Annotated in this window: 38 protein-coding genes and 1 rRNA gene; 2 read left to right on the top strand and 37 right to left on the bottom strand. The window is 44.5% G+C overall.

The genetic code is table 11. From position 1 onward, the window contains the following. Both DYE48_RS17410 and DYE48_RS17405 read right to left on the bottom strand, forming a co-directional pair. Positions 1-78, bottom strand: a 16S ribosomal RNA gene (locus DYE48_RS17410); the annotation flags it as partial. A gap of 471 nt (positions 79-549) precedes the next feature. Next, positions 550-771: a hypothetical protein gene (locus tag DYE48_RS17405; RefSeq protein ID WP_089654407.1), complete on the bottom strand. Its 222-nt coding sequence runs from the start codon at positions 769-771 to the stop codon at positions 550-552. A gap of 118 nt (positions 772-889) precedes the next feature. On the opposite strand from DYE48_RS17405, the gene pdaB reads away from it, so the two are divergent. Next, complete coding sequence (pdaB, locus tag DYE48_RS17400) at positions 890-1648, top strand: polysaccharide deacetylase family sporulation protein PdaB (RefSeq protein WP_115824718.1); 759 nt, start codon at positions 890-892, stop codon at positions 1646-1648. Between the two features lie 48 nt (positions 1649-1696). Here the strand turns inward: pdaB and DYE48_RS17395 are convergent, their stop codons facing one another. Further along, the gene (locus DYE48_RS17395; RefSeq protein ID WP_089654409.1) at positions 1697-2299 is read right to left on the bottom strand and encodes a KinB-signaling pathway activation protein; all 603 of its coding nucleotides are present in this window, start codon (positions 2297-2299) and stop codon (positions 1697-1699) included. A gap of 140 nt (positions 2300-2439) precedes the next feature. Here DYE48_RS17395 and gerD point away from each other — a divergent pair, with 140 nt between their 5' ends. After that, the gene (gerD, locus tag DYE48_RS17390; protein ID WP_115824717.1) at positions 2440-3093 is read left to right on the top strand and encodes a spore germination lipoprotein GerD; all 654 of its coding nucleotides are present in this window, start codon (positions 2440-2442) and stop codon (positions 3091-3093) included. A 48-nt stretch (positions 3094-3141) separates the two neighbouring features. Here the strand turns inward: gerD and DYE48_RS17385 are convergent, their stop codons facing one another. The 34 genes from DYE48_RS17385 to rplV all read right to left on the bottom strand — a co-directional run bounded on the left by DYE48_RS17385 (position 3142) and on the right by rplV (position 22515). Next, the gene (locus DYE48_RS17385) at positions 3142-4194 is read right to left on the bottom strand and encodes an Mrp/NBP35 family ATP-binding protein (RefSeq protein WP_089654411.1); all 1053 of its coding nucleotides are present in this window, start codon (positions 4192-4194) and stop codon (positions 3142-3144) included. Positions 4195-4275: 81 nt separating this feature from the next. After that, positions 4276-5001, bottom strand: a complete 726-nt coding sequence (cwlD, locus tag DYE48_RS17380) for an N-acetylmuramoyl-L-alanine amidase CwlD (RefSeq protein WP_115824716.1) — start codon at positions 4999-5001, stop codon at positions 4276-4278. Between the two features lie 109 nt (positions 5002-5110). Further along, positions 5111-5959: a VOC family protein gene (locus DYE48_RS17375; RefSeq protein ID WP_115824715.1), complete on the bottom strand. Its 849-nt coding sequence runs from the start codon at positions 5957-5959 to the stop codon at positions 5111-5113. 256 nt (positions 5960-6215) lie between these two features. Further along, positions 6216-6608, bottom strand: a complete 393-nt coding sequence (gene rpsI / locus DYE48_RS17370) for a 30S ribosomal protein S9 (RefSeq protein WP_115824714.1) — start codon at positions 6606-6608, stop codon at positions 6216-6218. 18 nt (positions 6609-6626) lie between these two features. Continuing rightward, complete coding sequence (rplM, locus tag DYE48_RS17365) at positions 6627-7064, bottom strand: 50S ribosomal protein L13 (protein WP_075038156.1); 438 nt, start codon at positions 7062-7064, stop codon at positions 6627-6629. Between the two features lie 214 nt (positions 7065-7278). Continuing rightward, positions 7279-8019 carry a tRNA pseudouridine(38-40) synthase TruA gene (gene truA / locus DYE48_RS17360; protein WP_115824713.1) on the bottom strand — a complete coding sequence of 247 codons (741 nt, stop codon included), beginning with the start codon at positions 8017-8019 and terminating at the stop codon, positions 7279-7281. 16 nt (positions 8020-8035) lie between these two features. Next, positions 8036-8833 carry an energy-coupling factor transporter transmembrane component T family protein gene (locus DYE48_RS17355; protein ID WP_115824712.1) on the bottom strand — a complete coding sequence of 266 codons (798 nt, stop codon included), beginning with the start codon at positions 8831-8833 and terminating at the stop codon, positions 8036-8038. Continuing rightward, the gene (locus DYE48_RS17350) at positions 8826-9698 is read right to left on the bottom strand and encodes an energy-coupling factor ABC transporter ATP-binding protein (RefSeq protein WP_115824711.1); all 873 of its coding nucleotides are present in this window, start codon (positions 9696-9698) and stop codon (positions 8826-8828) included. The genes DYE48_RS17355 and DYE48_RS17350 overlap by 8 nt, the downstream gene beginning before the upstream one ends. After that, positions 9674-10513 carry an energy-coupling factor ABC transporter ATP-binding protein gene (locus DYE48_RS17345; RefSeq protein ID WP_089654417.1) on the bottom strand — a complete coding sequence of 280 codons (840 nt, stop codon included), beginning with the start codon at positions 10511-10513 and terminating at the stop codon, positions 9674-9676. The genes DYE48_RS17350 and DYE48_RS17345 overlap by 25 nt, the downstream gene beginning before the upstream one ends. Before the next feature lie 189 nt (positions 10514-10702). Next, on the bottom strand, positions 10703-11062 hold the full coding sequence (gene rplQ / locus DYE48_RS17340; protein WP_115824710.1) for a 50S ribosomal protein L17: 360 nt from the start codon (positions 11060-11062) through the stop codon (positions 10703-10705). 45 nt (positions 11063-11107) lie between these two features. Then, a complete protein-coding gene (locus tag DYE48_RS17335) occupies positions 11108-12052 on the bottom strand; it encodes a DNA-directed RNA polymerase subunit alpha (RefSeq protein WP_089654419.1) in 945 nt (314 codons plus the stop codon). A 179-nt stretch (positions 12053-12231) separates the two neighbouring features. Beyond that, the gene (gene rpsK / locus DYE48_RS17330; protein ID WP_089654420.1) at positions 12232-12627 is read right to left on the bottom strand and encodes a 30S ribosomal protein S11; all 396 of its coding nucleotides are present in this window, start codon (positions 12625-12627) and stop codon (positions 12232-12234) included. A gap of 30 nt (positions 12628-12657) precedes the next feature. Then, entirely contained in the window at positions 12658-13023 is a 366-nt protein-coding gene (gene rpsM / locus DYE48_RS17325; RefSeq protein WP_089654421.1) for a 30S ribosomal protein S13, read from the bottom strand. A gap of 24 nt (positions 13024-13047) precedes the next feature. Then, positions 13048-13161, bottom strand: coding sequence for a 50S ribosomal protein L36 (gene rpmJ, locus DYE48_RS17320; RefSeq protein ID WP_002509257.1), 114 nt, complete (start codon positions 13159-13161; stop codon positions 13048-13050). Positions 13162-13189: 28 nt separating this feature from the next. Beyond that, on the bottom strand, positions 13190-13408 hold the full coding sequence (infA, locus tag DYE48_RS17315; RefSeq protein ID WP_008636026.1) for a translation initiation factor IF-1: 219 nt from the start codon (positions 13406-13408) through the stop codon (positions 13190-13192). Then, positions 13386-13721 (bottom strand): KOW domain-containing RNA-binding protein, encoded by a 336-nt coding sequence (locus tag DYE48_RS17310; protein WP_035511657.1) that lies wholly within the window; start codon positions 13719-13721, stop codon positions 13386-13388. Before DYE48_RS17310 ends, infA begins: the two co-directional genes overlap by 23 nt. Positions 13722-13737: 16 nt before the next feature. Beyond that, on the bottom strand, positions 13738-14484 hold the full coding sequence (gene map, locus DYE48_RS17305) for a type I methionyl aminopeptidase (protein WP_115824709.1): 747 nt from the start codon (positions 14482-14484) through the stop codon (positions 13738-13740). Beyond that, complete coding sequence (locus DYE48_RS17300; RefSeq protein WP_115824708.1) at positions 14481-15134, bottom strand: adenylate kinase; 654 nt, start codon at positions 15132-15134, stop codon at positions 14481-14483. Before DYE48_RS17300 ends, map begins: the two co-directional genes overlap by 4 nt. A 43-nt stretch (positions 15135-15177) precedes the next feature. Continuing rightward, a complete protein-coding gene (secY, locus tag DYE48_RS17295) occupies positions 15178-16470 on the bottom strand; it encodes a preprotein translocase subunit SecY (protein WP_089654424.1) in 1293 nt (430 codons plus the stop codon). Next, positions 16470-16910 (bottom strand): 50S ribosomal protein L15, encoded by a 441-nt coding sequence (gene rplO, locus DYE48_RS17290; protein ID WP_089654425.1) that lies wholly within the window; start codon positions 16908-16910, stop codon positions 16470-16472. The genes secY and rplO overlap by 1 nt, the downstream gene beginning before the upstream one ends. A 30-nt stretch (positions 16911-16940) precedes the next feature. Then, the gene (rpmD, locus tag DYE48_RS17285; RefSeq protein ID WP_089654426.1) at positions 16941-17123 is read right to left on the bottom strand and encodes a 50S ribosomal protein L30; all 183 of its coding nucleotides are present in this window, start codon (positions 17121-17123) and stop codon (positions 16941-16943) included. 18 nt (positions 17124-17141) lie between these two features. Beyond that, on the bottom strand, positions 17142-17642 hold the full coding sequence (rpsE, locus tag DYE48_RS17280; protein WP_089654427.1) for a 30S ribosomal protein S5: 501 nt from the start codon (positions 17640-17642) through the stop codon (positions 17142-17144). A 20-nt stretch (positions 17643-17662) separates the two neighbouring features. Further along, entirely contained in the window at positions 17663-18025 is a 363-nt protein-coding gene (gene rplR / locus DYE48_RS17275; protein ID WP_074736217.1) for a 50S ribosomal protein L18, read from the bottom strand. 35 nt (positions 18026-18060) lie between these two features. Further along, positions 18061-18597 carry a 50S ribosomal protein L6 gene (gene rplF / locus DYE48_RS17270; protein ID WP_089654428.1) on the bottom strand — a complete coding sequence of 179 codons (537 nt, stop codon included), beginning with the start codon at positions 18595-18597 and terminating at the stop codon, positions 18061-18063. 30 nt (positions 18598-18627) lie between these two features. Continuing rightward, positions 18628-19026, bottom strand: coding sequence for a 30S ribosomal protein S8 (gene rpsH, locus DYE48_RS17265; protein WP_089654429.1), 399 nt, complete (start codon positions 19024-19026; stop codon positions 18628-18630). A 30-nt stretch (positions 19027-19056) separates the two neighbouring features. Next, positions 19057-19242 (bottom strand): type Z 30S ribosomal protein S14, encoded by a 186-nt coding sequence (locus DYE48_RS17260; RefSeq protein WP_035511674.1) that lies wholly within the window; start codon positions 19240-19242, stop codon positions 19057-19059. 26 nt (positions 19243-19268) lie between these two features. Beyond that, a complete protein-coding gene (gene rplE, locus DYE48_RS17255) occupies positions 19269-19808 on the bottom strand; it encodes a 50S ribosomal protein L5 (protein WP_115824707.1) in 540 nt (179 codons plus the stop codon). A gap of 26 nt (positions 19809-19834) precedes the next feature. Beyond that, positions 19835-20146, bottom strand: coding sequence for a 50S ribosomal protein L24 (gene rplX / locus DYE48_RS17250; protein ID WP_075038175.1), 312 nt, complete (start codon positions 20144-20146; stop codon positions 19835-19837). A gap of 40 nt (positions 20147-20186) precedes the next feature. Next, the gene (gene rplN / locus DYE48_RS17245; RefSeq protein WP_035511677.1) at positions 20187-20555 is read right to left on the bottom strand and encodes a 50S ribosomal protein L14; all 369 of its coding nucleotides are present in this window, start codon (positions 20553-20555) and stop codon (positions 20187-20189) included. Positions 20556-20597: 42 nt separating this feature from the next. Then, complete coding sequence (gene rpsQ / locus DYE48_RS17240; protein ID WP_035511679.1) at positions 20598-20861, bottom strand: 30S ribosomal protein S17; 264 nt, start codon at positions 20859-20861, stop codon at positions 20598-20600. 24 nt (positions 20862-20885) lie between these two features. Further along, positions 20886-21086 carry a 50S ribosomal protein L29 gene (gene rpmC, locus DYE48_RS17235; RefSeq protein ID WP_008636054.1) on the bottom strand — a complete coding sequence of 67 codons (201 nt, stop codon included), beginning with the start codon at positions 21084-21086 and terminating at the stop codon, positions 20886-20888. Then, positions 21076-21510, bottom strand: a complete 435-nt coding sequence (rplP, locus tag DYE48_RS17230) for a 50S ribosomal protein L16 (RefSeq protein ID WP_027953416.1) — start codon at positions 21508-21510, stop codon at positions 21076-21078. Before rplP ends, rpmC begins: the two co-directional genes overlap by 11 nt. Positions 21511-21528: 18 nt before the next feature. Beyond that, positions 21529-22170, bottom strand: coding sequence for a 30S ribosomal protein S3 (gene rpsC / locus DYE48_RS17225; RefSeq protein ID WP_035511682.1), 642 nt, complete (start codon positions 22168-22170; stop codon positions 21529-21531). A 3-nt stretch (positions 22171-22173) separates the two neighbouring features. Beyond that, positions 22174-22515 (bottom strand): 50S ribosomal protein L22, encoded by a 342-nt coding sequence (gene rplV / locus DYE48_RS17220; protein ID WP_035511684.1) that lies wholly within the window; start codon positions 22513-22515, stop codon positions 22174-22176. Between the last annotated feature and the right edge of the window lie 8 nt (positions 22516-22523).

The raw sequence follows: 22523 nt of genomic DNA, 5'->3' as shown, positions 1-22523 counted from the left end.
TCGCTTCCCGCGCTCGACTTGCATGTATTAGGCACGCCGCCAGCGTTCGTCCTGAGCCAGGATCAAACTCTCCATAAAAGTTAAGTTTGACTTGCTCATTTGCACACCGAATGTGCTTGTTTCAAATTTCTTCTATAAAGAAGAAATGTTTTGACGTACTGGTTGGTTCGTTCAGTTTTCAAAGATCAAATGTTTTGTTTGCCGCTTTGTCAGCGACTTTATTAGTTTATCACTTTCAGTTGTTTGTGTCAACAACTTTTTTGTGATGTTTTTTGCTGTCGTTTTGGCGACAAGTAATAATTTATCATGTCTGCCCCGCAGTGTCAACAACTTTTTTCAAATGAAATTCGTTCGTTTCCGCTGCATTGTTTTGCTTTACGACAACGATTAATAATATATCACAGACTAAAAAAGAAAAGCAATGCTTTTTTAGAAATTCATTTAAAAAATTATTTCAATGAGCAACGGTGCATAGGAAAAGCCCTGATCTACATCCAGGGCTTAGTTTTTGACCATTAGCATTATTGATAAGCTGAAATGATTATAGCGTTAATTTTGTTTCTTTTTCCTTGGCATATACTGTAGACATTCTTCTCTAGTTGCAAATCTTCGGAAGATCTGAAAAAGAACTTCATACCTTTCTTCCATCGCTCTTTTCAGTCCTTGGTCGATTCTGTGGTCTCCGAGGTCAAACGTGATTTCTTCCATCTCTCTCTTTAACAAGTATTCAATTTCACGACGTTCCTGTTCATTAATCATTAAACCATGCACCTTAAAGGACCTCCCTTGAACAACTCTCTATATTTTTACCCTAAATCTTGTGTTTTTAGCATAGGTTGTCCTTTTTTTCATATGTATAGAACATATTGGAAGGAAGGTGAATCGTGCAATGAGTTTCTACACTTGGAAAGCTGAGCGGATGAAACGCTATGGAGTTGTGGTGGCTTTGGCATTTTTTTGTGCCCTTTTCTTGTGGATCGGACAGTGGAGTCAACTCCCCGTCTTTTCTAATGAAGGTGAGCCCCGTGCTTTGACACAAGGAAGCGATAAGAATTCGAACGTTGCACTGACATTTAATATAAGCTGGGGAACAGAGAAGGTCCACGACGTGTTAAAGCAGTTAGAAGCGAACAAGGCCCAGGCGACTTTTTTCGTTAGTGGGGAATGGGCAGAGCGTCACCCCGATATTATTAAGACTATTCATGAAGGAAAACACGAAATCGGGATGATGGGATATAAATACGAAAGTTACCTTGAACAAAAGCCTGCACAAGTACAACAAGACTTGAACCAAGCAAAGGAAGCTTTTGAAAAATTGGGCTTTGAAGAAATCAAATGGATCCGCCCTCCTCATGGTCATATGGATAAAGAGGTTTTGAAGATGATTGAAGACAAAGGAATGCAAGCGGTGCAATGGAGTATTAATCCAAGGGACTGGGAAAACCCAGGAACGAACTCCATCATAGATACTGTTCTGAATGAGGGGTCTGAAGGAGATATCATCTTGATGCATGCTTCTGACTCGGTAAAACAGACGGCAAAAGCTCTTGAGGTCATCTTGCCCGGTTTGAAACAAAAAGGACTGAAATTCGTAAGCATTACTGAACTAGTCAGCGGCGCAGAATCAGAAACCACTCAAATTGAATAGTCGCCTAAAAAAACAACCACCGCTACTCCTATGCGGTGGTTGTTTTTTTTAAGCAGCTTTTTCAGATGTTTTCGTTATACGGTGAAGTAAAATAAGTTGATAAGCATTACAGATGAACAAAGGAATAATCATAAGCCATACATAATCACTGCCCTGGGCTCTCAAGGCAGGGACCCACTCTACACTCGTAACGACAATCATAAAAAACAGTGCAGGAATAAAAGCATGCCACTTCGTTTCCTTTGCTTTTATATAAGCAACGATTATGGAGAGACCAAGAAGACCTAAGGCTGTCCATAAAAATGGCCAGATGGATGCGTCCTCTGCTGCTGCCTGGTATCTAAAGTACACGAGGTCAAAAAGCGTAAAAGCGATCAAGAAGAGTTGGACAGGGATCCATAAAGAACGGAAAATCCCCTTTCCAAACTGATTGACTGTCAGATAGGCGAAGAAACCCATTTGACTAATGATGCTGAATATAAATCCAAGACCCGCAAAAAATAATAATAAGCCAAAGAGCTCAAAGAGTTGCAACGGCTTCAGCACTTCAGCATAAGAATCATATTTAAAAATAAAACTGATGATCAACGTCGTCAAACCGCCGATCCATAAGGTCGTTAAAAACAACCTTACCCATTTACGACTATTCACGGAAGTTCCCCCTATTATACAAAAGACTTTTCCACCGTATTTTACCACGAAGCCGAGCTTTTTTCCTCCAGTCTTCGTATAATTTCTGTCGAATCGCAGATAGTAAACGTAAGGAGAACTTAAGAAAGGGGACATGCAAAATGTCCAAACTCCGATTCTTATGTCCCGTCCTACTCCTTGTACTCCTGGCTGCTTGCAGCGGGGCATCAAGTGCAAGTGAACAGACGGATTATGATACAACGAAAAAGATGATCGTTGATATTCTGAAATCGGACGACGGGAAGAAAGCGATGACTGAAGTCCTTTCTGATGAGAAAATGCAGCAACAGATGGCCCTCGAGTCAGAAGTTGTTTCGCAGGCTGTCCAACAGACACTCGTATCTGAAGAAGGAAAAGCTTTTTGGAGTAAAATGTTCTCCGACCCAAAGTTCGTCCAAGAGTTCAGTAAAGTCCTTGAAGATCAACAGAAAAAGTTGATGAAAGGATTAATGAAAGATGCTGAGTACCAAAAATTGATGATTGAGCTTTATAAAAACCCTGAAATGATGAAGGAAATGGTTACCGTCATGGAAGGGCAGCAATTCCGTTCGCATCTGCAGAAAACGATAGAAGAAACTTTGAACAGCCCTGTTTTCCAAGCGAAAATGAGCGAAACTTTATTGAAAGCAGCGGAGAAAATGCAGAGTGGTGGCGGAGGGAAATCCGAGTCCTCCGATCAAGGCGGGCAAAGCAGCAGTGAAGAACAATCCGGCAACGGGAGCAGCGGTGAAGAAGAAAAAAGTCAGCAAGGCTAACCACAAGCCAAAAAACACGCACTTCTTTGAGAAGTGCGTGTTTTGATATTAATATTTATCGATTACTTTTGCAGCCATATTACGGTAAATGACACCGATTGGATGATCTGCCTGGTAGACAGATGGCGCGAAAACATCTTCTTCTTCGTAAGGCTGTTGAAGCGGCACATGGCCGAGAACTCCTGTTTGAAGGGTTTCTGCGAGCTTCACGCCGCCTCCTCTACCGAAGACGAACTCTTTGTTCCCTGTCTCTTTACTTTCAAAATAAGCCATGTTTTCAACGACACCAAGAATTTCATGTTCCGTTTTCAGAGCCATTTGACCTGCACGCGCAGCTACGAAAGCGGCCGTCGGGTGCGGAGTCGTTACGATGATTTCTTTAGAAGACGGAAGCATGGAATGTACATCCAATGCCACATCACCGGTTCCCGGCGGCAAATCAAGAAGCAGGTAATCGAGGTCGCCCCATTCCACTTCTTTGAAAAAGCTCGTCAACATTTTGCCGAGCATAGGTCCGCGCCAGATAATCGGAGAATTATCTTCTACAAAGAAACCCATCGATACAAGCTTGACCCCGAACCGTTCTACAGGAATAATCTTCTCTCCGCGAACGACTGGTCGTTCTTCAACACCCATCATATCCGGAACACTGAAACCATAAATATCCGCGTCAATGATCCCAACTTTCTTACCAAGGCGTGTTAAAGCTACGGCAAGGTTAACCGTGACTGTGGATTTCCCTACGCCACCCTTACCACTGGCAATGGAGATGAACTTCGTCCCTGTATTTCCACCTAGAAGAGAGGCTTCCTGCTCCTGCTCCGCTTCAGGTTGGAACCTTTGAATCACTTCATCTGGAAGCTGGTCGAAACGCAAGCCGACCGTTGCCGCTCCACCGCTTTTCAGCGCATTGACAATTTTCTGCTGCAATTCCATCTGTTCAGCCGTATTTGTCTTTCCGATCAATATTTTTACGCTGACATGATTTTTTTCTTCCTTGATTTTTATCTCTTCAACTCCACCGGTTTCTTCCAACGTTTTATGTAAAAACGGGTCTTCGATTGAATGGAGGATTTCTAGTACTTTTCCTTCTGTCAACAAGCCGGTTCACCATCCTTAGAAATATGTTTCACTATGGCTAGTATAACATATATGAAACGCTTTCTAAGTGATTTGCTTCAATCAGTCGTCAGAAGGAAGCTCTCTTTCTGTGACATACCGGAGCACACCCTGATAGATGGATGCTGACATTTTCCTTTGGTAATCATTATCCTTTAACAATTCTCGCTCCCCTGGGTTCGACAAAAACCCGGCTTCCACTAAAACACCTGGGGCTTTCGCGTGTTTAAGGATATAAATATTAGACAAACCAAAAGCTCCCCGATCCGTATTCCCTATGTTCTCCTTGATTTCAGATTGAATGAACTTCGCCAAGGTTTTGCTTTCCTCATTTTTTGGATAGTAAAAGGTCTGGGCGCCGCTCCATTTTTCAGATGGAATGGCATTCAAATGTAAACTGATGTATAAATCCGCTTCTTTTTCTTCAATGTACTGAACCCTGTTTCGGACATCTTCCGCTTGCCTGCGCCGCGCTTTTTCCGCTTCATCTGATGCAAGGTCATTGTCATCATCACGGGTGAGGTACACGAGTGCACCCGCTTGCTGCAAATAATCACGAAGGTATTCAGCCATTTGCAAAGTAATGACTTTCTCTTCCGTACCATCTTTGCCAGAAGCACCAGCATCAGGTCCTCCATGTCCAGGATCCAATACAATCACTTTCCCAGATAGAGGGGACGACCATACCGTCCAGGCATCCTTTGCCTCCTGAATCGGATAGGACACAGCGCACACCAGTACAATGACCCCTGCTAACCATAAAAATGTTTTCAACCTAGGTTTTCGCATGCCTCACACTCCCTTATACTCCTCCCTTTTTCACTATATGGGACAGGGTGGACAAATATGTGAAGGCATGAGAAAGCTTTTTAATAGTTAGGAACCCTGGGGATCAAATTCACACAAGCAACCGAATACCATTACTTGATGGGTCCATCGTGTAGATGACTCCTTCTTTTTCATCGACAGACGCTCCCATTTGCCGGATCCTATTGATCGCTTCTTTCCTTGAGTGTTCCTGAGGAAAATGAATATCAAACCATTTCAATCCTGCTTCCTGATCTTCTGGAGCCGGAGCATCGGCACCCTTCCATGTATTAAGCCCAATATGATGATGGTAATTGGCTGATGAAATAAATAAGGCCTGATCACCGAAACTGCTCACTATATCGAATCCGAGACCGTCACAATAAAATTGCTTCGCTTGTGCAAGATCTGATACATGAAGATGAATATGGCCCATGACCGTGCGATCCGGCAGCCCCATCCATCCGGCGTTGGTTTCAAATCGGAACAACTCTTCGAAATCCAACGGGTCGACGGTCATTTTTACCTCATTTCCTGACCATTCCCATAATGAGGAGGGCCGGTCGATATACACTTCTATACCATTCCCATCAGGATCCGAGAAGTAAATGGCTTCACTAACGAGATGATCCGCCGAAGCCACCTGGATATTGTTCTTAAGCAAATGTTTGACCAAATCGGCAAGGTCCGCCTTTTCTGGTAAAAGGAGTGCAAAATGATACAGCCCTGTTGCTTTTCTATTGGGTGGTATAACATCCTTATCCTCTTCAAGAACAAGAAGCGGCTTTTCTTCTCCTGCACTTAAGTAAACGGCATTACTGGACCGCTCCCATATTTGAAAACCGAAGATGTTTGTATAAAATTCCAACGACCGGTTCAGATCCATGACTCTTAAAGTGACTTGAGTAACATGGATGTTTTCTTTTTCATGAAAAAGCATGTGAACCCCTCCATACGTATATCTTTTCCCTTAGTATATCGGAATAAGGATTTTACAGATATTCATATGCTTTCAAGTATGTCTGGCACCGGTTTTACTTTCATCGGTGCCAGGCACCCGTTTCGTTAGATCCAGTGCCTGGCACCATTTATCAGCCATCGGTGTCAGGCACGTCATATAAGACCTCACCGTCCCCGTAAAACATAAAAAAAGACTCCCAACCGAGTCGGTTGAGAGTCTTTTGTATAAGCATCGATTAACGCTTGGAGAATTGTGGAGCGCGACGAGCACCTTTAAGACCGTATTTCTTACGCTCTTTCATACGTGCGTCACGAGTCAATAGACCAGCGCGCTTCAATGGTGTACGGTATTCAGGATCCGCTTGTAACAAAGCACGAGCGATTCCGTGACGGATTGCACCAGCTTGTCCTGTGAATCCACCGCCATCTACGTTTACATATACATCATAGTTACCTTCATTTTCTGTAACAGCTAGAGGCTGTTTCAGAATCATACGAAGAGTTTCATATGGGAAAAAGTCTTCAGCATCACGTTTGTTTACTACTACACGACCAGTTCCTGGAACAAGACGTACACGAGCTGTTGAGCTCTTACGACGACCAGTACCTGAGTATTGTACTTGTGCCACTAAGATTACCTCCTTTGATTATCCGCGAAGTTCGTAAACTTCTGGTTTTTGTGCTTCATGTTTGTGTTCAGCGCCAGCGTAAACATGAAGTTTCTTGCCCATCTTACGTCCAAGACTTCCTTTTGGAAGCATCCCTTTAACAGCAAGCTCTAGCATTTGCTCAGGGTATTTCGTACGCATTTCGTTAGCCGTACGAGATTTCAAACCACCTACGTGGTTAGAGTGACGATAATAGATCTTATCGTTGATTTTGTTTCCTGTAAGTTGGATCTCACCAGCATTGATGATGATGACGTGGTCACCTGTGTCAACGTGTGGTGTGTATGTTGGTTTATTTTTACCGCGAAGGATCGCAGCAACTTCGCTCGCTAAACGGCCGAGTGTTTGCCCTGCAGCATCCACAACATACCATTTACGTTCAACGTTGTTTTCATTTGCCATGAAAGTTGTGCGCATATCGGTTTCCCTCCTGAAATGTTTGATTTCTCATAGACTTCGTTACTACTTTATCATTTATCTCAAATACGATTAGTTTTCCGGGGCTAACCGTGGTACAGAAATAAAATGCCATAGAATATAATATAACACCTTGTAACTATATGTCAAGGGCATGCACACCTGGATTCGTTGTTTTTTTAAAAGAGTACCACATTTTTTTGGTGAAATCCTTCTAATAAAACACTTCCCATAAAAATAACCCTTGTGGTGGTGCCGTTTTCCCTGCTTCGTTACGGTCTTCCGCTTCGATGATCCGCTTTATATCTTCGGGGTTACGTTCGTTTCTGCCGATTTCCAGCAAAGTTCCGACAAGAATCCGGACCATATTATAGAGGAAGCCTGAACCCCGGAAGATAAACACAATGTCATTTCCTTCTTTGGTTACTTCCGCTTTATAGATCGTCCGGACCTTGGTCCCTTTAATGTCTGTCTTTGGTGAACAAAATGAGGTGAAATCATGCTCGCCCTCAAGATGGCTGCACGCTTCTTTCATACGGACGATATCGAGTTCTGCCCGGACGTGGTGAGTATAATGACGGCGGAAGAGGTCAGGCTCATGAGCATGATGCACATAATAGCGGTACTCTTTTCCCTTCGCATCATATCTTGCATGAAATTCTTCAGAAACCTGATCCGCAGAAACGACTTGAATATCATCCGGAAGAAGCGACCCCAGTGCTCTTTTCCAATTCGCCATAGGAATGTGAAGGGGAGTCTCAAAATGAATCACCTGACCGACCGCATGAACACGTGCATCCGTCCGGCCGGAAGCGACCACTTTCACCTGTTCCCCTTTATGCATTTTCCTTAATGCTTTCTCAAGCTCTGCCTGGATCGTATTCCCATTGGGCTGAACTTGATAGCCGGCGTAATTCGTTCCATCATAACGGATGACCATACGAATTCTTATCATAAAAAGTTCCTCCCCATCAGCTTCTTGTCATGAATAGGGCGATGATTAACAGAGCGAACAGGACATACAATGAAATATCAAGTTTCGATATCCTCAGTTCCCTGAGCTTTGTACGCCCTTCCCCTCCTTGATATCCACGCGCTTCCATTGCCATAGCGAGCTCCTCTGCGCGTTTGAATGCACTGACGAACAAAGGGACTAGAAGAGGTACAATCGCCTTCACACGGTCCTTTAACGTCCCTGTGCGGAAATCTACACCACGGGATGCCTGGGCTTTGGAAATTTTCTCTGTCTCCTGCATCAATGTTGGAATGAAGCGAAGGGAGATCGACATCATCAGCGCCAGTTCATGAACAGGGAACTTCACTTTTTTCAAAGGACCCAACAGCTCCTCAATGGCATCTGTAATTTCAATCGGCGTCGTTGTCAGAGTAAGCAGCGAAGTCACAAGGATCAGGAGGAAGAACCTTAACGAAATGGCTCCTCCCTGGACGAGACCTTCCCTGTAAACATCCCAGCCAAATATAGAAAAAGCGACGTCCCCTTCCCTCGTGACAAACAAATGTAGGAGGAACGTAAACACAATGAGGAACCAGACCGGTTTCAAACCTTTCATAATGTAACGGAATGGCACACGGGAAAGCAAGGCGCTTCCGACAGCAAAGAGAGCAAGCACCCCGTAGCTCATAACAGAGTTAGCAAAAAATACGATCACAACATAAAAGAAGATGATAGCGATTTTCGAACGAGGGTCAAGGCGGTGGATCACGGAATCTGTCGGGATATACTGACCGATAATTAAAGAACTACTCATGATCGCTGCCCCCTCTCACTTTGCGGGCTAATTCTTTTGCTAACTCAGCTATGGTCTGACCTTTATATTCAAGTTCAATCCCATACTCTTTCTCCGCTTTACTTAAGAAAGCGATGACTTCCGGAACATCCAACTGGACTTGCTCAAGGTCTTCCTTCTGCCGGAAAATATCCAATGGTGCCCCTTCTTTGTAAAGTTCCCCCTGGTTCATAATCAGAATATAGTCGGCATAGGCAAGGGCATCTTCCATACTATGTGTGACAAGAATGGTCGTTAATCCCTTTTCATGATGAAGGTCATAGAACATGTCCATCACTTCTTTTTGGCCACTAGGGTCAAGGCCTGCGGTCGGTTCATCCAAAACAAGCACCTTAGGATCCATCGCAAGCACGCCCGATATAGCCACACGGCGCATCTGACCACCACTCAAGTCGAATGGTGAACGATCGAGCAAATCTTCAGGGAGCTTGGTCGCCTTAACCGCAGCTTTCGTGCTTCGTTCGATTTCTTCTTGAGGGACTCCGAAATTCTGAGGACCGAAGGCAATATCTTTCGCGACTGTTTCCTCGAACAATTGATGCTCAGGATATTGGAAAACAACGCCGACGTTTTCACGCAGCTCTCTCAAGTGTTTGTTTTTTACACCGGCTTCAATTGTATAATCACCCAGATGAATTTTCCCTTCGGTTGGTTGCAACAGTCCGTTCAAATGCTGAATCAGTGTCGACTTCCCTGAACCTGTGTGGCCGATGACAGCTACAAAAGAACCAGATTCGATCGAGAAGGTCATATCATTCAGTGCTTTGTGTTCGAATGGACTGTTCGGTTGATAGGTATAGCTTACATGTTCAAACGAGATGTGCATAAGTCCTCCAACAACTCCTGGTGATTGAGTGGCTCACGAGATAGGCTCAAACCTTCTTCTTTGAGGTGATCAGCCATTTTACTTACAAACGGAGTATCCAAGCCAATTTCAGTCAACTGTTCTTTTCTAGAGAATACGTCTCGCGGTGTCCCTTCCATCCAAACTTCCCCACCATTCATGACAATCACTCTTGAAGCCAATGTCACTTCTTGAAGGTCGTGGGTGATCGTCACTAATGACAAGTCTCTTTCCTGCTGGACGTCGCTGACGGTCTTCATGATTTCTTTTCTGCCTTTTGGATCAAGCATGGCGGTTGCTTCATCAAGAATGATGAATTCAGGTGATACAGCAAGGACGCTGGCGATGGCAATCCGCTGTTTTTGACCGCCTGATAACCGGTGGGGTTCATGCCTCTCATATGCTTCCATACGGACGGCTTCCAGGCTTTCTTTGATGCGCTCAACCATAAGTTCGCGAGGCATGCCGTGGTTTTCCATTCCGAACGCAACGTCATCCCTGACGGTGGTCCCTACAAACTGGTTATCCGGATTCTGAAAGACCATCCCTACCTGTTTTCTGACTTCCCACACCGTCTCAGGTGTCACTTTCATTCCATCGACGATAATTTCCCCTTCCTGAGGAAACAAAAGTCCATTCATTAATTTAGCAATCGTCGATTTGCCTGAACCATTATGACCGATGATGGCCACCCACTCATCCGGACCTATGGTGAAGCTCACATCCTTCAACACCCAGGGCATGTCTTCCTGGTATTTAAAAGACACATGACGAAACTCGACTTGTCTCTCTCCCATCTGTGTTCCTCCTCTGCTCAACTGACTATTTCCCAGGAAATATGACATCATTTCCTATCAACCGAAGGATGGGTCACCTAAAAACCGACCCCATCCAGACGGTATTTTCTTCTATTTGGATATAAAAAAAGGGCTGGATGTAACCTCGCGATGAGATTCAGTCCTGCCCTTTAACCCTCATGGTATTCATTAAACTAGTTCAATGATCGCCATTTTCGCTCCATCACCTTTACGCTCGCCTAGCTTAAGCACGCGAGTGTAACCACCTTGACGGTCTTCATAGCGTGGGCCGATGTCAGAGAATAGCTTTTGCAAAGCTGTTTGCTCCCCATCTTCGTCGGCTTGCGCATTGTAAAGGAATGATTCAGCTTGACGACGGGCATGTAGATCGCCGCGTTTCCCTAGTGTAATCATTTTTTCTACAACAGAACGAAGCTCTTTCGCTTTAGCTTCTGTTGTTTCCAAACGTTCGTGAATGATCAAGTCTGTCGCTAAGTTACGAAGTAGCGCCATACGCTGATCAGTTGTACGTCCTAGTTTTCTAGCCATTGATAATCCCTCCCTTATCTGAATCTCTTAGATGTGTTCTATCTATTAATCGTCTTTTCTTAAACCTAAGCCCAGTTCGTCCAACTTGTGCTTCACTTCTTCAAGTGACTTGCGACCAAGGTTGCGTACCTTCATCATGTCTTCTTCAGACTTATTCGCAAGTTCCTGCACTGTGTTGATACCAGCGCGTTTCAAGCAGTTGTAAGAACGGACAGAAAGGTCAAGTTCTTCGATCGTCATTTCTAGAACTTTTTCTTTTTGGTCCTCTTCTTTTTCAACCATGATTTCAGCTTTTTGAGCTTCATCTGTAAGGCCTACAAAGATATTGAGGTGTTCCATATAGATTTTAGCCCCAAGAGAGATCGCTTCTTCCGGACGAATGCTGCCATCCGTCCATACATCCAACGTCAACTTATCAAAGTTAGATGTTTGACCGATTCTAGTGTTCTCTACTTGATACGTTACACGGGATACCGGCGTAAAAATAGAGTCAACTGGAATGACGCCAATTGGTTGATCCTCATGGTTGTTTCCTTCAGCCGGACGATATCCTCGGCCGCGTTCTGCTGTAATACGTGCACGGAAGCTGGAGTTGCTATCTAATGTTGCGATGTGAAGATCTGGATTAAGAACTTCTACATCACTGTCGTGCGTAATGTCAGCCGCTGTAACTTTTCCTTCACCCTGTACATCAATCTCCAAAGTCTTCTCTTCGTCGGAATAAACCTTCAAAGCTAGTTTCTTTAGATTAAGAATGACTGTGGTTACGTCTTCGACGACACCTTCAATAGTTGAGAACTCATGAAGGACCCCGTCAATTTGAACTGATGTGACAGCAGAGCCGGGAAGTGAGGATAATAGGATACGACGCAAGGAGTTCCCTAGAGTTGTACCATACCCACGCTCAAGCGGTTCTACGACGAACTTACCAAAAGTAGACTCATCGCTGATCTCGACCGTTTCAATCTTTGGCTTTTCAATTTCGATCATTTACACTAAACCCTCCTTCAAAACGTCGAAACCCCGGTTAGACAATAGGTCTAACCGAAATTCCTCAGGTAGGCAGTCCCGATAAAAAGACAACTGCATATTTTCTCTGTCTACGGCGGTGATGATTAAAAGCTATCATAACCCATTATAGACAGGGTGACAAATTCTATTCAGAACTATTATACGCGACGACGTTTTGGTGGGCGGCAACCGTTGTGTGGTACTGGAGTTACGTCACGGATTGCCGTGATTTCAAGACCTGCTGCTTGTAGAGAGCGGATTGCTGCTTCACGACCAGCACCAGGGCCTTTAACTGTTACTTCAAGAGTTTTCATACCGTTGTCCATAGCGTCTTTCGCCGCATTTTCAGAAGCCATTTGAGCAGCGAATGGAGTAGATTTACGGGAACCTTTGAAACCAAGGGATCCAGCACTGCTCCACGCGATAACGTTACCTTGAACATCAGTGATCGTTACGATTGTGTTGTTGAAAGTAGAGCGGATGTGTGCCACACCGGTCTCTATATTCTTTTTCACGCGACGCTTACGACTACGAGTGTTTCCTTTACGTGCCATATAGTTAGCTTACCTCCTTTGTGTTGCTTATTATTTACGTTTGTTAGCCACGGTACGACGTGGGCCTTTACGTGTACGAGAGTTGTTTTTCGTCTTCTGTCCGCGAAGTGGAAGTCCACGACGGTGACGGATTCCGCGATAAGAACCGATCTCAATCAAACGCTTGATGTTAAGAGAGTTCTCACGACGAAGGTCACCTTCCGTGTTGTGTTGTTCCACTGCTTTACGGATTTTACCTAGTTCGTCTTCTGTAAGATCGCGAACGCGAGTATTTTCAGAAACGCCAGCTTCAGCTAGTACGTCTTTGGCAAGGGATTTACCGATACCGTAAACGTAAGTTAGGGATACGACTACTCGCTTGTCACGAGGAATATCTACACCTGCAATACGTGCCATAAGTTACGTGCACCTCCTTCAGTTTTAGCCTTGTTTTTGTTTATGCTTAGGGTTTTCACAGATAACCATGACTTTACCTTTACGTTTGATGACTTTGCATTTTTCGCAAATTGGTTTTACAGAAGGCCTTACCTTCATCATCCATACCTCCTTTAAGATCGGAGTTTTATTTATAACGGTACGTAATACGTCCTTTTGTTAAGTCATAAGGGGAAAGTTCTACCGTTACCTTGTCTCCTGGTAAGATTCGAATAAAGTGCATGCGAATTTTACCGGAAACGTGAGCTAAAACGGAGTGACCGTTCTCGAGTTCAACCTTGAACTGTGCGTTCGGTAAGGTTTCAACGACGGTCCCTTCTACTTCAATTACATCGTCTTTCGCCATCGAGTTGATCTCCCTTCTTCAAATCAGTCACTGCTTCATTGACATATTTTGATACGGCAAATCGAAGCTTGCCATTTGTGACACGACCAGTTTCCAGAAGGCTGTCCTGGACTTCCGGAGAGATGAAATCCATAAGCTCAACATGTTGCAAATTCTTTTTCTTTGGTCGATCATACTTACGTTTCTCTCCGTCGGCAAGCAGCACAAAGCGGCCATCCAGTACATCGATCACTACCGCGTACTGTCCTGCCTCACGCCCCTGCACAATACGAACAATTTGACCTATTCGCGGACTCGACTCAGATTCGTTCAAAAACGATCACCTTCATTTAGGATTTTGTAAGGATTTCATATCCTTCATCCGTAATTGCAATGGTGTGCTCAAAGTGAGCGCACCTTTTACCATCTTGAGTGACTACCGTCCAATGGTCACCAAGCGTCTTCACATAGCGAGACCCTGCGTTCACCATCGGTTCTACAGCCAATACCATACCAGGCTTGAGGCGTGGTCCTTTGTTTGGCGGGCCGTAATGAGGAATTTGAGGATCCTCATGAAGCTCCTGCCCTACTCCGTGGCCCACATACTCTCTTACGATTGAAAAGCCTTCAGGCTCAACGAAGCTCTGGATCGCATGGGATATATTTGAAAGGCGTACACCTGGTTTTGCTTCATCAAGTCCTTTAAACAATGATTGCTCAGTAACTCTCAGCAGTTCCATGGTTTCATCATCGACGGCTCCGACCGGATACGTCCAGGCCGAATCTCCGTGATAACCTTTATATTTGGCACCAATATCGATGCTGATGATATCACCTTCGTTCAACACCCTGTCTCCAGGGATGCCATGAACGAGTTCTTCGTTGACAGATGCACAGATACTTCCACGGAATCCATTATAACCTTTAAAAGATGGGATTGCATCCATACTGCGTATGAATTCATCTGCAATCTTATCCAATTCCCCGGTTGTTATACCTGGTTGGATGTTTTGTTCCAACTTTTGGTGCGTCAAGGCGACGATCCGCCCTGCTTCACGCATAATATCTAATTCCCGAGAAGTCTTACAAATAATCATTCAGCTAGTTCTCCCAGCTTTTGATCGATGTCTTGGAATACTTCGTTGATATCTTTGTCACCTTCGAATGATACCAAGTACCCTTTCTCTTGATAGAAATCAAGCAGAGGTTGTGATTGCTCAACATTGACCTCCAGGCGCTTTCTTACGGTTTCAGGCTGATCGTCTTCGCGCTGAATCAACTCAGAGCCATCGTGATCACACTTTCCGTTTTCTTTCGGCGGGTTGAAGACCACGTGATAGGTAGCACCGCATGTCGGGCAGATGCGTCGTCCAGTAAGACGCTCGATGAGTTGCTCCTTAGGAACATCGATATGAAGTACATAGTCCAAAGACTCCTCCATATCAGTCAAGAGGTTCTCAAGGGCTTCTGCTTGGGCGATTGTCCTCGGGAAACCATCTAATAGGAATCCTTTTTGACAATCCGGTTTACTAAGACGCTCGCGAACGATTCCGATGGTCACTTCATCGGGAACCAATTCACCTTTGTCCATATAGGATTTGGCTTCTTTGCCCAGTGCTGTTCCTTCTTTGATAGCTAATCGGAACATATCTCCAGTTGAGATATGAGGGATGTCATATTTTTCGACTATCTTCTCAGCCTGAGTACCTTTACCGGCACCAGGGAGACCCATCAGAATTAAATTCAACGTGTTCCCCTCGCTCTCATTTATTCATTAGCTTTGACACTAATTATTTAATGAATCCTTGATAATGGCGCTTCACAAGCTGACTTTCCAGCTGCTTCATGATCTGCAGGGCAACCCCTACAACGATCAGCAGGCCGGTACCTCCGATTTGAATGCTTGGCGGCAACTGAGCGGCCGAGCCCAAGATGATCGGTAGGATAGAGACAGCTGCTAGGAAGATGGATCCTACAAACGTCAATCGGTACATCACACGAGTCAAGTACGTTTCCGTATTGGCTCCAGGACGAATTCCTGGGATATATCCGCCTTGCTTCTTCAAGTTTTCAGCCATTTGTTCCGGATTGACCTGAACAAAAGTATAGAAATAAGTGAAGGCAATAATCAACGCAACATAGATAATCATTCCAGGCCAGTTTTGATAATCAAATATATATTGAATGACGGAGGCGACTTCGCTGTTCTCAAAAAGTCCAGCGACGGTTCTTGGTGCGATAATGAAAGATATCGCAAAGATGACCGGGATGACTCCTGCAGCATTCACTTTTAGTGGTAAGTGAGTAGAATGCCCACCTACTGGCGAACGGTTAACCAACCGTTTTGCATATTGAATAGGAATCTTACGAAGGGCTTGTTGGATGAAGATGACTCCCACAACAACCGCAACAATAACAAGTACAATCAGAGCGATGATGACCAAATTAATGAACAATTCATCTCCGGCACCGGAAATGTATTGATCATACAATTGGTTGACACCGGTCGGGATTGCAGCAACAATTCCTGCAAAAATCAGGATGGAAATACCATTTCCAACGCCGTGTTCAGTGATTTGCTCACCAAGCCACATTAGAAACGCTGTACCGCCTGTCAAGACAAGAGCAATGATTAAGAATTTCGTAACACCTGGATCAGCGATCAATTGACCACCAGCCAGTGCATTAAAACCTATAGACATGCCGATGGCTTGAATGAAAGCGAGCACGATCGTTCCATAGCGGGTAAACTGAGCTAATTTTCGACGGCCGACTTCACCTTGCTTCTTCCATTCCGCAAACTTGGGAACGACGTCCATCTGCAGCAATTGCATGATGATGGAGGCTGTAATGTAGGGCATGATCCCCATAGCAAAGATGGAGAAGTTTTGTAATGCCCCGCCTCCGAATGTGTTCAGGAACCCAAACGCATTCTGTTCATCCATGAAATTGATGGCTTCTCTATTTGTAAAAGGAACCGGGATGAATGTTCCCAGGCGAAAAACAATGAGCATCAACAAAGTGAAAATAATCTTCCGTCGAATATCACCCACGCGCATAAAATTGGAGATTGTCCGGAACATTAAATCACCTCAGTTTGACCGCCCGCTGCTTCAATTGCTTCTTTCGCGGAAGCAGAGAACTTGTGAGCTTTCACTGTAAGTTTCTTTTCGATTGAACCTTTAGCTAGTACTTTGATTCCGGCTTTTTGGTTGCTTACCACACCAGACTCCAGCAATAGCTCAGGAGTAACCTCTGTGCCTTCTTCGAAGCGATTCAGTGCATCAAGGTTGATAATCGCAAATTCCTTACGGTGAACGTTAGTGAAACCACGCTTAGGCAGGCGTTGGAAAAGTGGCATTTGACCACCCTCGAAACCTGGGCGGGTTTTGCTTCCTGAACGCTGGCCTTGACCTTTATGACCACGACCGGAAGTTTTACCGTTACCAGATGCCATACCGCGACCTACGCGGTTACGTTCTTTACGAGTACCTTTAGCAGGTTTTAGTTCATGCAGTTTCATGCGTTGCACCTCCTTATATCTTTTGTAGAATTAAACTTCTTTAACCGAAACTAGGTGAGACACCTTATTAGCCATACCTCGGATCGCTGGGTTATCTTCAAGTACGACAGTTTGACGGATCTTGTTCAGACCTAGCGCCTTGACAGTAGAGCGCTGATCTTGCGGTCTACCAATAACACTGCGCGTGAGGGTAATTTCTAACTGTTTAGCCATTTTATTTCCCTCCTTATCCTACAGTTCTTCTACTGATTTACCACGAAGTTTAGCGACGTCTTCTGCACGCTTAAGCTCGCTAAGTCCAGTGATTGTAGCACGTACCATGTTGATTGGCGTGTTAGAACCAAGTGACTTAGATAGGATGTCTTGAACACCTGCAAGCTCAAGTACCGCACGGACAGGTCCACCAGCGATAACTCCGGTACCTTCTGCTGCTGGTTTCATAAGAATGTTACCTGCACCAAAACGTCCGTTGATTTCGTGTGGAATTGTCGTGTTCTTCACTGGTACTGTGATTAGATTTTTCTTAGCATCATCAATGGCTTTTTTGATCGCTTCAGGTACCTCTTGGGCTTTTCCTGTACCGAATCCGACATGACCATTTTTATCTCCTACTACAACCAATGCAGCAAAACGGAAACGACGTCCACCTTTAACTACCTTAGCTACACGGTTGATGGTAACTACGCGTTCTTCAAGATCAAGTTTGTTAGGGTCGATGTTTGTTGTAATCATTTATGTCCCTCCTTTAACTATTAAAATTCTAGGCCGGCTTCGCGAGCGGCTTCAGCTAGTGCTTTCACACGTCCATGATACAAGTAACCTCCACGGTCGAATACAACAACTTTATAACCGTTGTCGATCGCACGCTTAGCCACTAATTCACCGACTTTTTGAGCAGCCTCGACATTGCCTGTAGCATCAAGGTTGAAGTCATTGTCGACAGTAGACGCACTTGCTACTGTTACTTGGCTTTCATCGTTGATTAGCTGAGCATAAATGTGTTTGTTAGAGCGATATACGTTCAAGCGTGGGCGTTCAGCGGTGCCAAAGACATTCTTACGAACGCGTGCATGACGCTTTTTACGTACGACATTTTTATCTGCCTTCGTGATCATCAGGGTCACTCCTTTCTATACGTTAGCTATGAGTCTTACTTAGCTGTTTTACCTTCTTTTCTGCGTACATATTCGCCTTCGTAGCGAATTCCTTTACCTTTATAAGGCTCTGGAGGACGGATCGCACGGATCTTCGCAGCTACAGCACCAACAAGTTCTTTGTCGATCCCTTTAACTGTTACTTTCGTGTTGGATGGAACTTCGATTTCGATACCTTCATGGTTATCGACTTCAACAGGGTGAGAGTAACCAGCGTTGATTACAACATTTTGACCCTGTTTCTGCGCACGGTAACCTACACCGATGATTTCAAGACTTTTCTCATAGCCTTTAGAAACACCTTCAACCATGTTACCGATCAGGCTGCGTGTAGTACCGTGAAGAGCACGGTGTTCTTTGTGGTCGCTCGGACGAGCTACAGTAAGAACGTTGTCCTCAACTTTAACTGTGATGTCCTTGTGGAATGTACGAGTCAATTCCCCTTTAGGACCTTTAACTGTAATCGTGTTGTTATCCTGGATGATTTCTACACCTTCAGGAATTTCAAGTGATTTTAAACCTACGCGAGACATATGTTTGCACCTCCTGTCTGATCTGTTTTTTTACCAGATGTAAGCTAGAACTTCGCCACCGATGGCTTGTTCACGAGCTTCTTTATCTGTCAATACACCTTTTGAAGTAGATACAACGGCTACACCTAGACCGTTAAGAACTTTCGGAAGTTCTTCAGCGTTAGCGTAAACACGTAGACCTGGCTTACTGATACGCTTCACACCAGTAATGACACGCTCATTGTTTTGACCGTACTTAAGGAAGATGCGAAGAACTCCTTGCTTGTTGTCTTCAACAAATTCATAGTCACGTACAAAACCTTCACGCTTAAGGATATCAGCGATTTCTTTTTTAACGTTGGAAGCTGGAAGCTCAAGCTTCTCGTGACGCACCATGTTAGCGTTACGAATACGTGTAAGCATATCTGCAATTGGATCTGTCATTGTCATAACTCATTAACCTCCTTCCCTGTTTCGGGTTTACCAGCTGGCTTTTTTGACACCAGGGATTTGACCTTTATATGCAAGTTCACGGAAACAAATACGGCAAAGCTTAAACTTACGAAGTACGGAGTGCGGACGTCCGCAGCGTTCACAACGCGTGTATTCGCGCACTTGGTACTTCTGTTTACGCTGTTGCTTCGCGACCATTGATTTTTTAGCCACTATTTTCCCTCCTTATAGTTAGCTCATTATTTTTGGAACGGCATGCCGAATTGAGCTAGAAGTTCACGTGCTTCTTCGTCAGAGTCAGCTGTAGTGACAATAACGATATCCATACCACGCACTTTGTTTACTTTATCGTAATCGATCTCTGGGAAAATCAATTGCTCTTTAACACCAAGCGTGTAGTTTCCACGACCGTCGAAAGCTTTCTTAGAAATACCACGGAAGTCACGCACACGTGGTAGAGATACGGCGATCAGTTTTTGGAGGAACTGGTACATGCGCTCTCCACGAAGTGTAACCTTCGCACCGATTGGCATACCTTCACGTAGGCGGAATCCTGCAATTGATTTCTTCGCTTTTGTGATAACTGGTTTCTGTCCAGTGATCAATGTTAGTTCTTCTACAGCTGTGTCAAGTGCTTTCGCGTTTTGAACAGCGTCACCTACACCCATGTTGACAACGATTTTCTCAACTTTTGGTGTTTGCATGATGGAATCATATTCAAATTTGTTCATCAAAGATGAGACAACTTCTTCTTGATATTGTTTCTTTAGTTCGTTCATCGTGTGGCCCTCCTTTCTTCTATGGCTTATTTATCTAGTGCTTCACCAGATTTTTTCGCGATACGAACTTTCTTGCCGTCCTCGACTTTGTAACCAACACGTGTCGGCTCACCAGTCTTAGGGTCGATTGGCATTACGTTGGATACGTGGATCGCAGCTTCTTGTGTTAGGATTCCACCTTGTGGATTCTCCTGAGAAGGCTTCGCGTGCTTTTTCACTTCGTTCACACCTTCAACAAGAACACGATCTTTCTTCGGATAAGCTTCAAGGACTGTTCCTTGTTTGCCTTTATCCTTACCAGTAATCACCATTACTTTGTCACCTTTTTTTACGTGCATTCTTCGCGCACCTCCTTAACAAGGCATTTCATTCAGGCTTTTATAATACTTCTGGAGCTAGAGATACAATCTTCATGAATTTAGCATCACGAAGTTCACGAGCTACCGGTCCAAAGATACGAGTACCGCGTGGCCCTTTGTCATCACGCACGATTACTGCTGCGTTTTCATCAAAACGGATGTAAGAACCATCTTTACGGCGAACTCCACTCTTAGAACGTACGATAACAGCTTTTACTACTTCACCTTTTTTAACAACGCCTCCTGGTGTTGCCTGCTTCACAGTAGCAGTGATGATATCACCAATGTTAGCTGTTTTGCGGCCGGATCCACCCAATACTTTAATCGTTTGGATTTCACGAGCACCAGAGTTATCTGCGACTTTCAGACGAGATTCCTGTTGAATCATACCATGTAACCTCCCTTCGGATTAACTCCGAGCGAACTTTATTTAGATAATGACAGACTCTTCAACAACTTCTAGAAGACGGAAACGCTTAGAAGCAGACAATGGACGAGTTTCCATGATGCTTACGATGTCGCCGTTTTTCGCTTGGTTGTTTTCGTCATGTGCTTTGAACTTTTTGGAATACTTTACGCGCTTGCCGTAAAGTTTGTGGAACTTATAAGTTTCTACTAGTACAGTGATGGTTTTATCCATTTTGTCAGAAACGACACGGCCAGTATAAACTTTACGATTATTACGTTCAGTCATGTGAGGGTGACCTCCTCTCATCTATTAGTTATTTACGCCTAGCTCACGTTCACGAGCAACGGTCTTCATACGTGCGATGGACTTGCGAACTTCACGGATACGTGCAGTGTTCTCAAGTTGACCTGTTGCCAATTGGAAGCGTAGGTTGAAAAGTTCTTCTTTAAGAGACTTAACTTTTTGTTCAATTTCGGCAGTGGTTAATTCACGGATCTCATTAGCCTTCATTGATTTCACCACCAATTTCTTCACGTTTTACGAATTTCGTACGGATCGGCAGTTTGTGTGAAGCAAGACGCAACGCTTCGCGTGCAACCTCTTCAGATACACCTGCGATCTCGAACATGATTTTCCCTGGCTTCACGACAGCTACGAAACCTTCTGGAGCACCTTTACCGGAACCCATACGTACTTCTAGGGGTTTAGCAGTATAAGGCTTATCAGGGAAGATTTTAATCCAAACTTTACCGCCACGCTTCATGTAACGAGTCATCGCGATACGCGCTGCCTCGATTTGGCGGGCTGTGATCCATGCTGGATCGATTGCTTGCAAACCATATTCACCGAATGCTACTTCAGTACCGCCTTTTGCACGGCCTTTTAAGCTAGTACGGTGTTGACGACGATATTTAACACGTTTAGGCATTAACATAATGCTTTTCCCCCTTCCTTACTTGTCAGTTTTAGTTGGAAGGACTTCTCCACGATAGATCCACACTTTAACACCAAGCTTACCGTAAGTGGTGTCAGCTTCTGCAGTTCCGTAATCGATATCTGCACGAAGTGTGTGTAGTGGTACTGTTCCTTCACTGTAATATTCAGCACGAGCGATATCCGCGCCACCTAGACGGCCAGATACTTGGGTACGAATACCTTTAGCTCCTGCACGCATAGCGCGTTGGATCGTTTGTTTTTGAGCACGACGGAAAGATACACGGTTTTCCAATTGACGTGCGATATTGTCAGCTACAAGAGTAGCGTCAAGATCTGGCTTTTTCACTTCAACGATGTTGATGTGAACGCGTTTACCAGTTAGTTGGTTTAGAGCTTTACGAAGTGCTTCTACTTCAGAACCGCCTTTACCGATAACCATTCCTGGCTTAGCTGTGTGCACAGTAATGTTTACACGGTTTGCTGCGCGTTCGATTTCTACCGTAGAAAGAGCAGCATCTTTAAGACGATTTTCAACATATTCACGAATCTTAATGTCTTCATGTAACAAGTCTGCATAGTCTTTGCCAGCGTACCACTTGGATTCCCAGTCGCGGATTACGCCGATACGAAGACCTACCGGATTAATTTTTTGACCCACTGATTATCCCTCCTTTTTTTCTGATACGACCACTGTGATGTGGCTTGTGCGTTTGTTGATTTGGCTTGCGCGGCCCATAGCGCGAGGGCGGAAACGTTTAAGAGTTACGCCTTCGTTTACAAACGCTTCGGAAACGTATAGGTTTTCCGGGTCCATTTCATAGTTGTGTTCTGCGTTAGCGATCGCGGAGTTAAGAAGTTTCTCAACTACTGGAGATGCGCCACGTTGTGTTAGACGTAGTGTAGCTAGAGCTTCACCAACATTTTTTCCTCGAATTAAATCAATTACCAAACGAGCTTTACGAGGAGCGATACGAACGGTTTTAGCAACTGCTTTAGCTTGCATTAGAGTGC

It is taken from the genome of Halobacillus trueperi (genome assembly GCF_003386945.1).
GTDB lineage: Bacteria > Bacillota > Bacilli > Bacillales > Halobacillaceae > Halobacillus > Halobacillus aidingensis.
This window is presented reverse-complemented; position numbering and strand designations above follow the sequence as displayed.

What these genes read in the sequence shown, in the direction of transcription:
- pdaB (WP_115824718.1), top strand. Translation starts at nt 890, where the DNA reads ATGAGTTTCTACACTTGGAAAGCTGAGCGGATGAAACGCTATGGAGTT.
- gerD (WP_115824717.1), top strand. Translation starts at nt 2,440, where the DNA reads ATGTCCAAACTCCGATTCTTATGTCCCGTCCTACTCCTTGTACTCCTG.
- cwlD (WP_115824716.1), bottom strand. Translation starts at nt 5,001, where the DNA reads ATGCGAAAACCTAGGTTGAAAACATTTTTATGGTTAGCAGGGGTCATT.
- DYE48_RS17375 (WP_115824715.1), bottom strand. Translation starts at nt 5,959, where the DNA reads ATGCTTTTTCATGAAAAAGAAAACATCCATGTTACTCAAGTCACTTTA.
- rplM (WP_075038156.1), bottom strand. Translation starts at nt 7,064, where the DNA reads ATGCGCACAACTTTCATGGCAAATGAAAACAACGTTGAACGTAAATGG.
- truA (WP_115824713.1), bottom strand. Translation starts at nt 8,019, where the DNA reads ATGATAAGAATTCGTATGGTCATCCGTTATGATGGAACGAATTACGCC.
- DYE48_RS17355 (WP_115824712.1), bottom strand. Translation starts at nt 8,833, where the DNA reads ATGAGTAGTTCTTTAATTATCGGTCAGTATATCCCGACAGATTCCGTG.
- DYE48_RS17350 (WP_115824711.1), bottom strand. Translation starts at nt 9,698, where the DNA reads ATGCACATCTCGTTTGAACATGTAAGCTATACCTATCAACCGAACAGT.
- DYE48_RS17345 (WP_089654417.1), bottom strand. Translation starts at nt 10,513, where the DNA reads ATGGGAGAGAGACAAGTCGAGTTTCGTCATGTGTCTTTTAAATACCAG.
- rplQ (WP_115824710.1), bottom strand. Translation starts at nt 11,062, where the DNA reads ATGGCTAGAAAACTAGGACGTACAACTGATCAGCGTATGGCGCTACTT.
- DYE48_RS17335 (WP_089654419.1), bottom strand. Translation starts at nt 12,052, where the DNA reads ATGATCGAAATTGAAAAGCCAAAGATTGAAACGGTCGAGATCAGCGAT.
- rpsK (WP_089654420.1), bottom strand. Translation starts at nt 12,627, where the DNA reads ATGGCACGTAAAGGAAACACTCGTAGTCGTAAGCGTCGCGTGAAAAAG.
- rpsM (WP_089654421.1), bottom strand. Translation starts at nt 13,023, where the DNA reads ATGGCACGTATTGCAGGTGTAGATATTCCTCGTGACAAGCGAGTAGTC.
- rpmJ (WP_002509257.1), bottom strand. Translation starts at nt 13,161, where the DNA reads ATGAAGGTAAGGCCTTCTGTAAAACCAATTTGCGAAAAATGCAAAGTC.
- infA (WP_008636026.1), bottom strand. Translation starts at nt 13,408, where the DNA reads ATGGCGAAAGACGATGTAATTGAAGTAGAAGGGACCGTCGTTGAAACC.
- map (WP_115824709.1), bottom strand. Translation starts at nt 14,484, where the DNA reads ATGATTATTTGTAAGACTTCTCGGGAATTAGATATTATGCGTGAAGCA.
- secY (WP_089654424.1), bottom strand. Translation starts at nt 16,470, where the DNA reads ATGTTCCGGACAATCTCCAATTTTATGCGCGTGGGTGATATTCGACGG.
- rplO (WP_089654425.1), bottom strand. Translation starts at nt 16,910, where the DNA reads ATGAAACTGCATGAACTAAAACCTGCTAAAGGTACTCGTAAAGAACGT.
- rpmD (WP_089654426.1), bottom strand. Translation starts at nt 17,123, where the DNA reads ATGGCTAAACAGTTAGAAATTACCCTCACGCGCAGTGTTATTGGTAGA.
- rpsE (WP_089654427.1), bottom strand. Translation starts at nt 17,642, where the DNA reads ATGATTACAACAAACATCGACCCTAACAAACTTGATCTTGAAGAACGC.
- rplR (WP_074736217.1), bottom strand. Translation starts at nt 18,025, where the DNA reads ATGATCACGAAGGCAGATAAAAATGTCGTACGTAAAAAGCGTCATGCA.
- rplF (WP_089654428.1), bottom strand. Translation starts at nt 18,597, where the DNA reads ATGTCTCGCGTAGGTTTAAAATCACTTGAAATTCCTGAAGGTGTAGAA.
- rpsH (WP_089654429.1), bottom strand. Translation starts at nt 19,026, where the DNA reads ATGACAATGACAGATCCAATTGCAGATATGCTTACACGTATTCGTAAC.
- rplE (WP_115824707.1), bottom strand. Translation starts at nt 19,808, where the DNA reads ATGAACGAACTAAAGAAACAATATCAAGAAGAAGTTGTCTCATCTTTG.
- rplX (WP_075038175.1), bottom strand. Translation starts at nt 20,146, where the DNA reads ATGCACGTAAAAAAAGGTGACAAAGTAATGGTGATTACTGGTAAGGAT.
- rplN (WP_035511677.1), bottom strand. Translation starts at nt 20,555, where the DNA reads ATGATTCAACAGGAATCTCGTCTGAAAGTCGCAGATAACTCTGGTGCT.
- rpsQ (WP_035511679.1), bottom strand. Translation starts at nt 20,861, where the DNA reads ATGACTGAACGTAATAATCGTAAAGTTTATACTGGCCGTGTCGTTTCT.
- rpmC (WP_008636054.1), bottom strand. Translation starts at nt 21,086, where the DNA reads ATGAAGGCTAATGAGATCCGTGAATTAACCACTGCCGAAATTGAACAA.
- rplP (WP_027953416.1), bottom strand. Translation starts at nt 21,510, where the DNA reads ATGTTAATGCCTAAACGTGTTAAATATCGTCGTCAACACCGTACTAGC.
- rplV (WP_035511684.1), bottom strand. Translation starts at nt 22,515, where the DNA reads ATGCAAGCTAAAGCAGTTGCTAAAACCGTTCGTATCGCTCCTCGTAAA.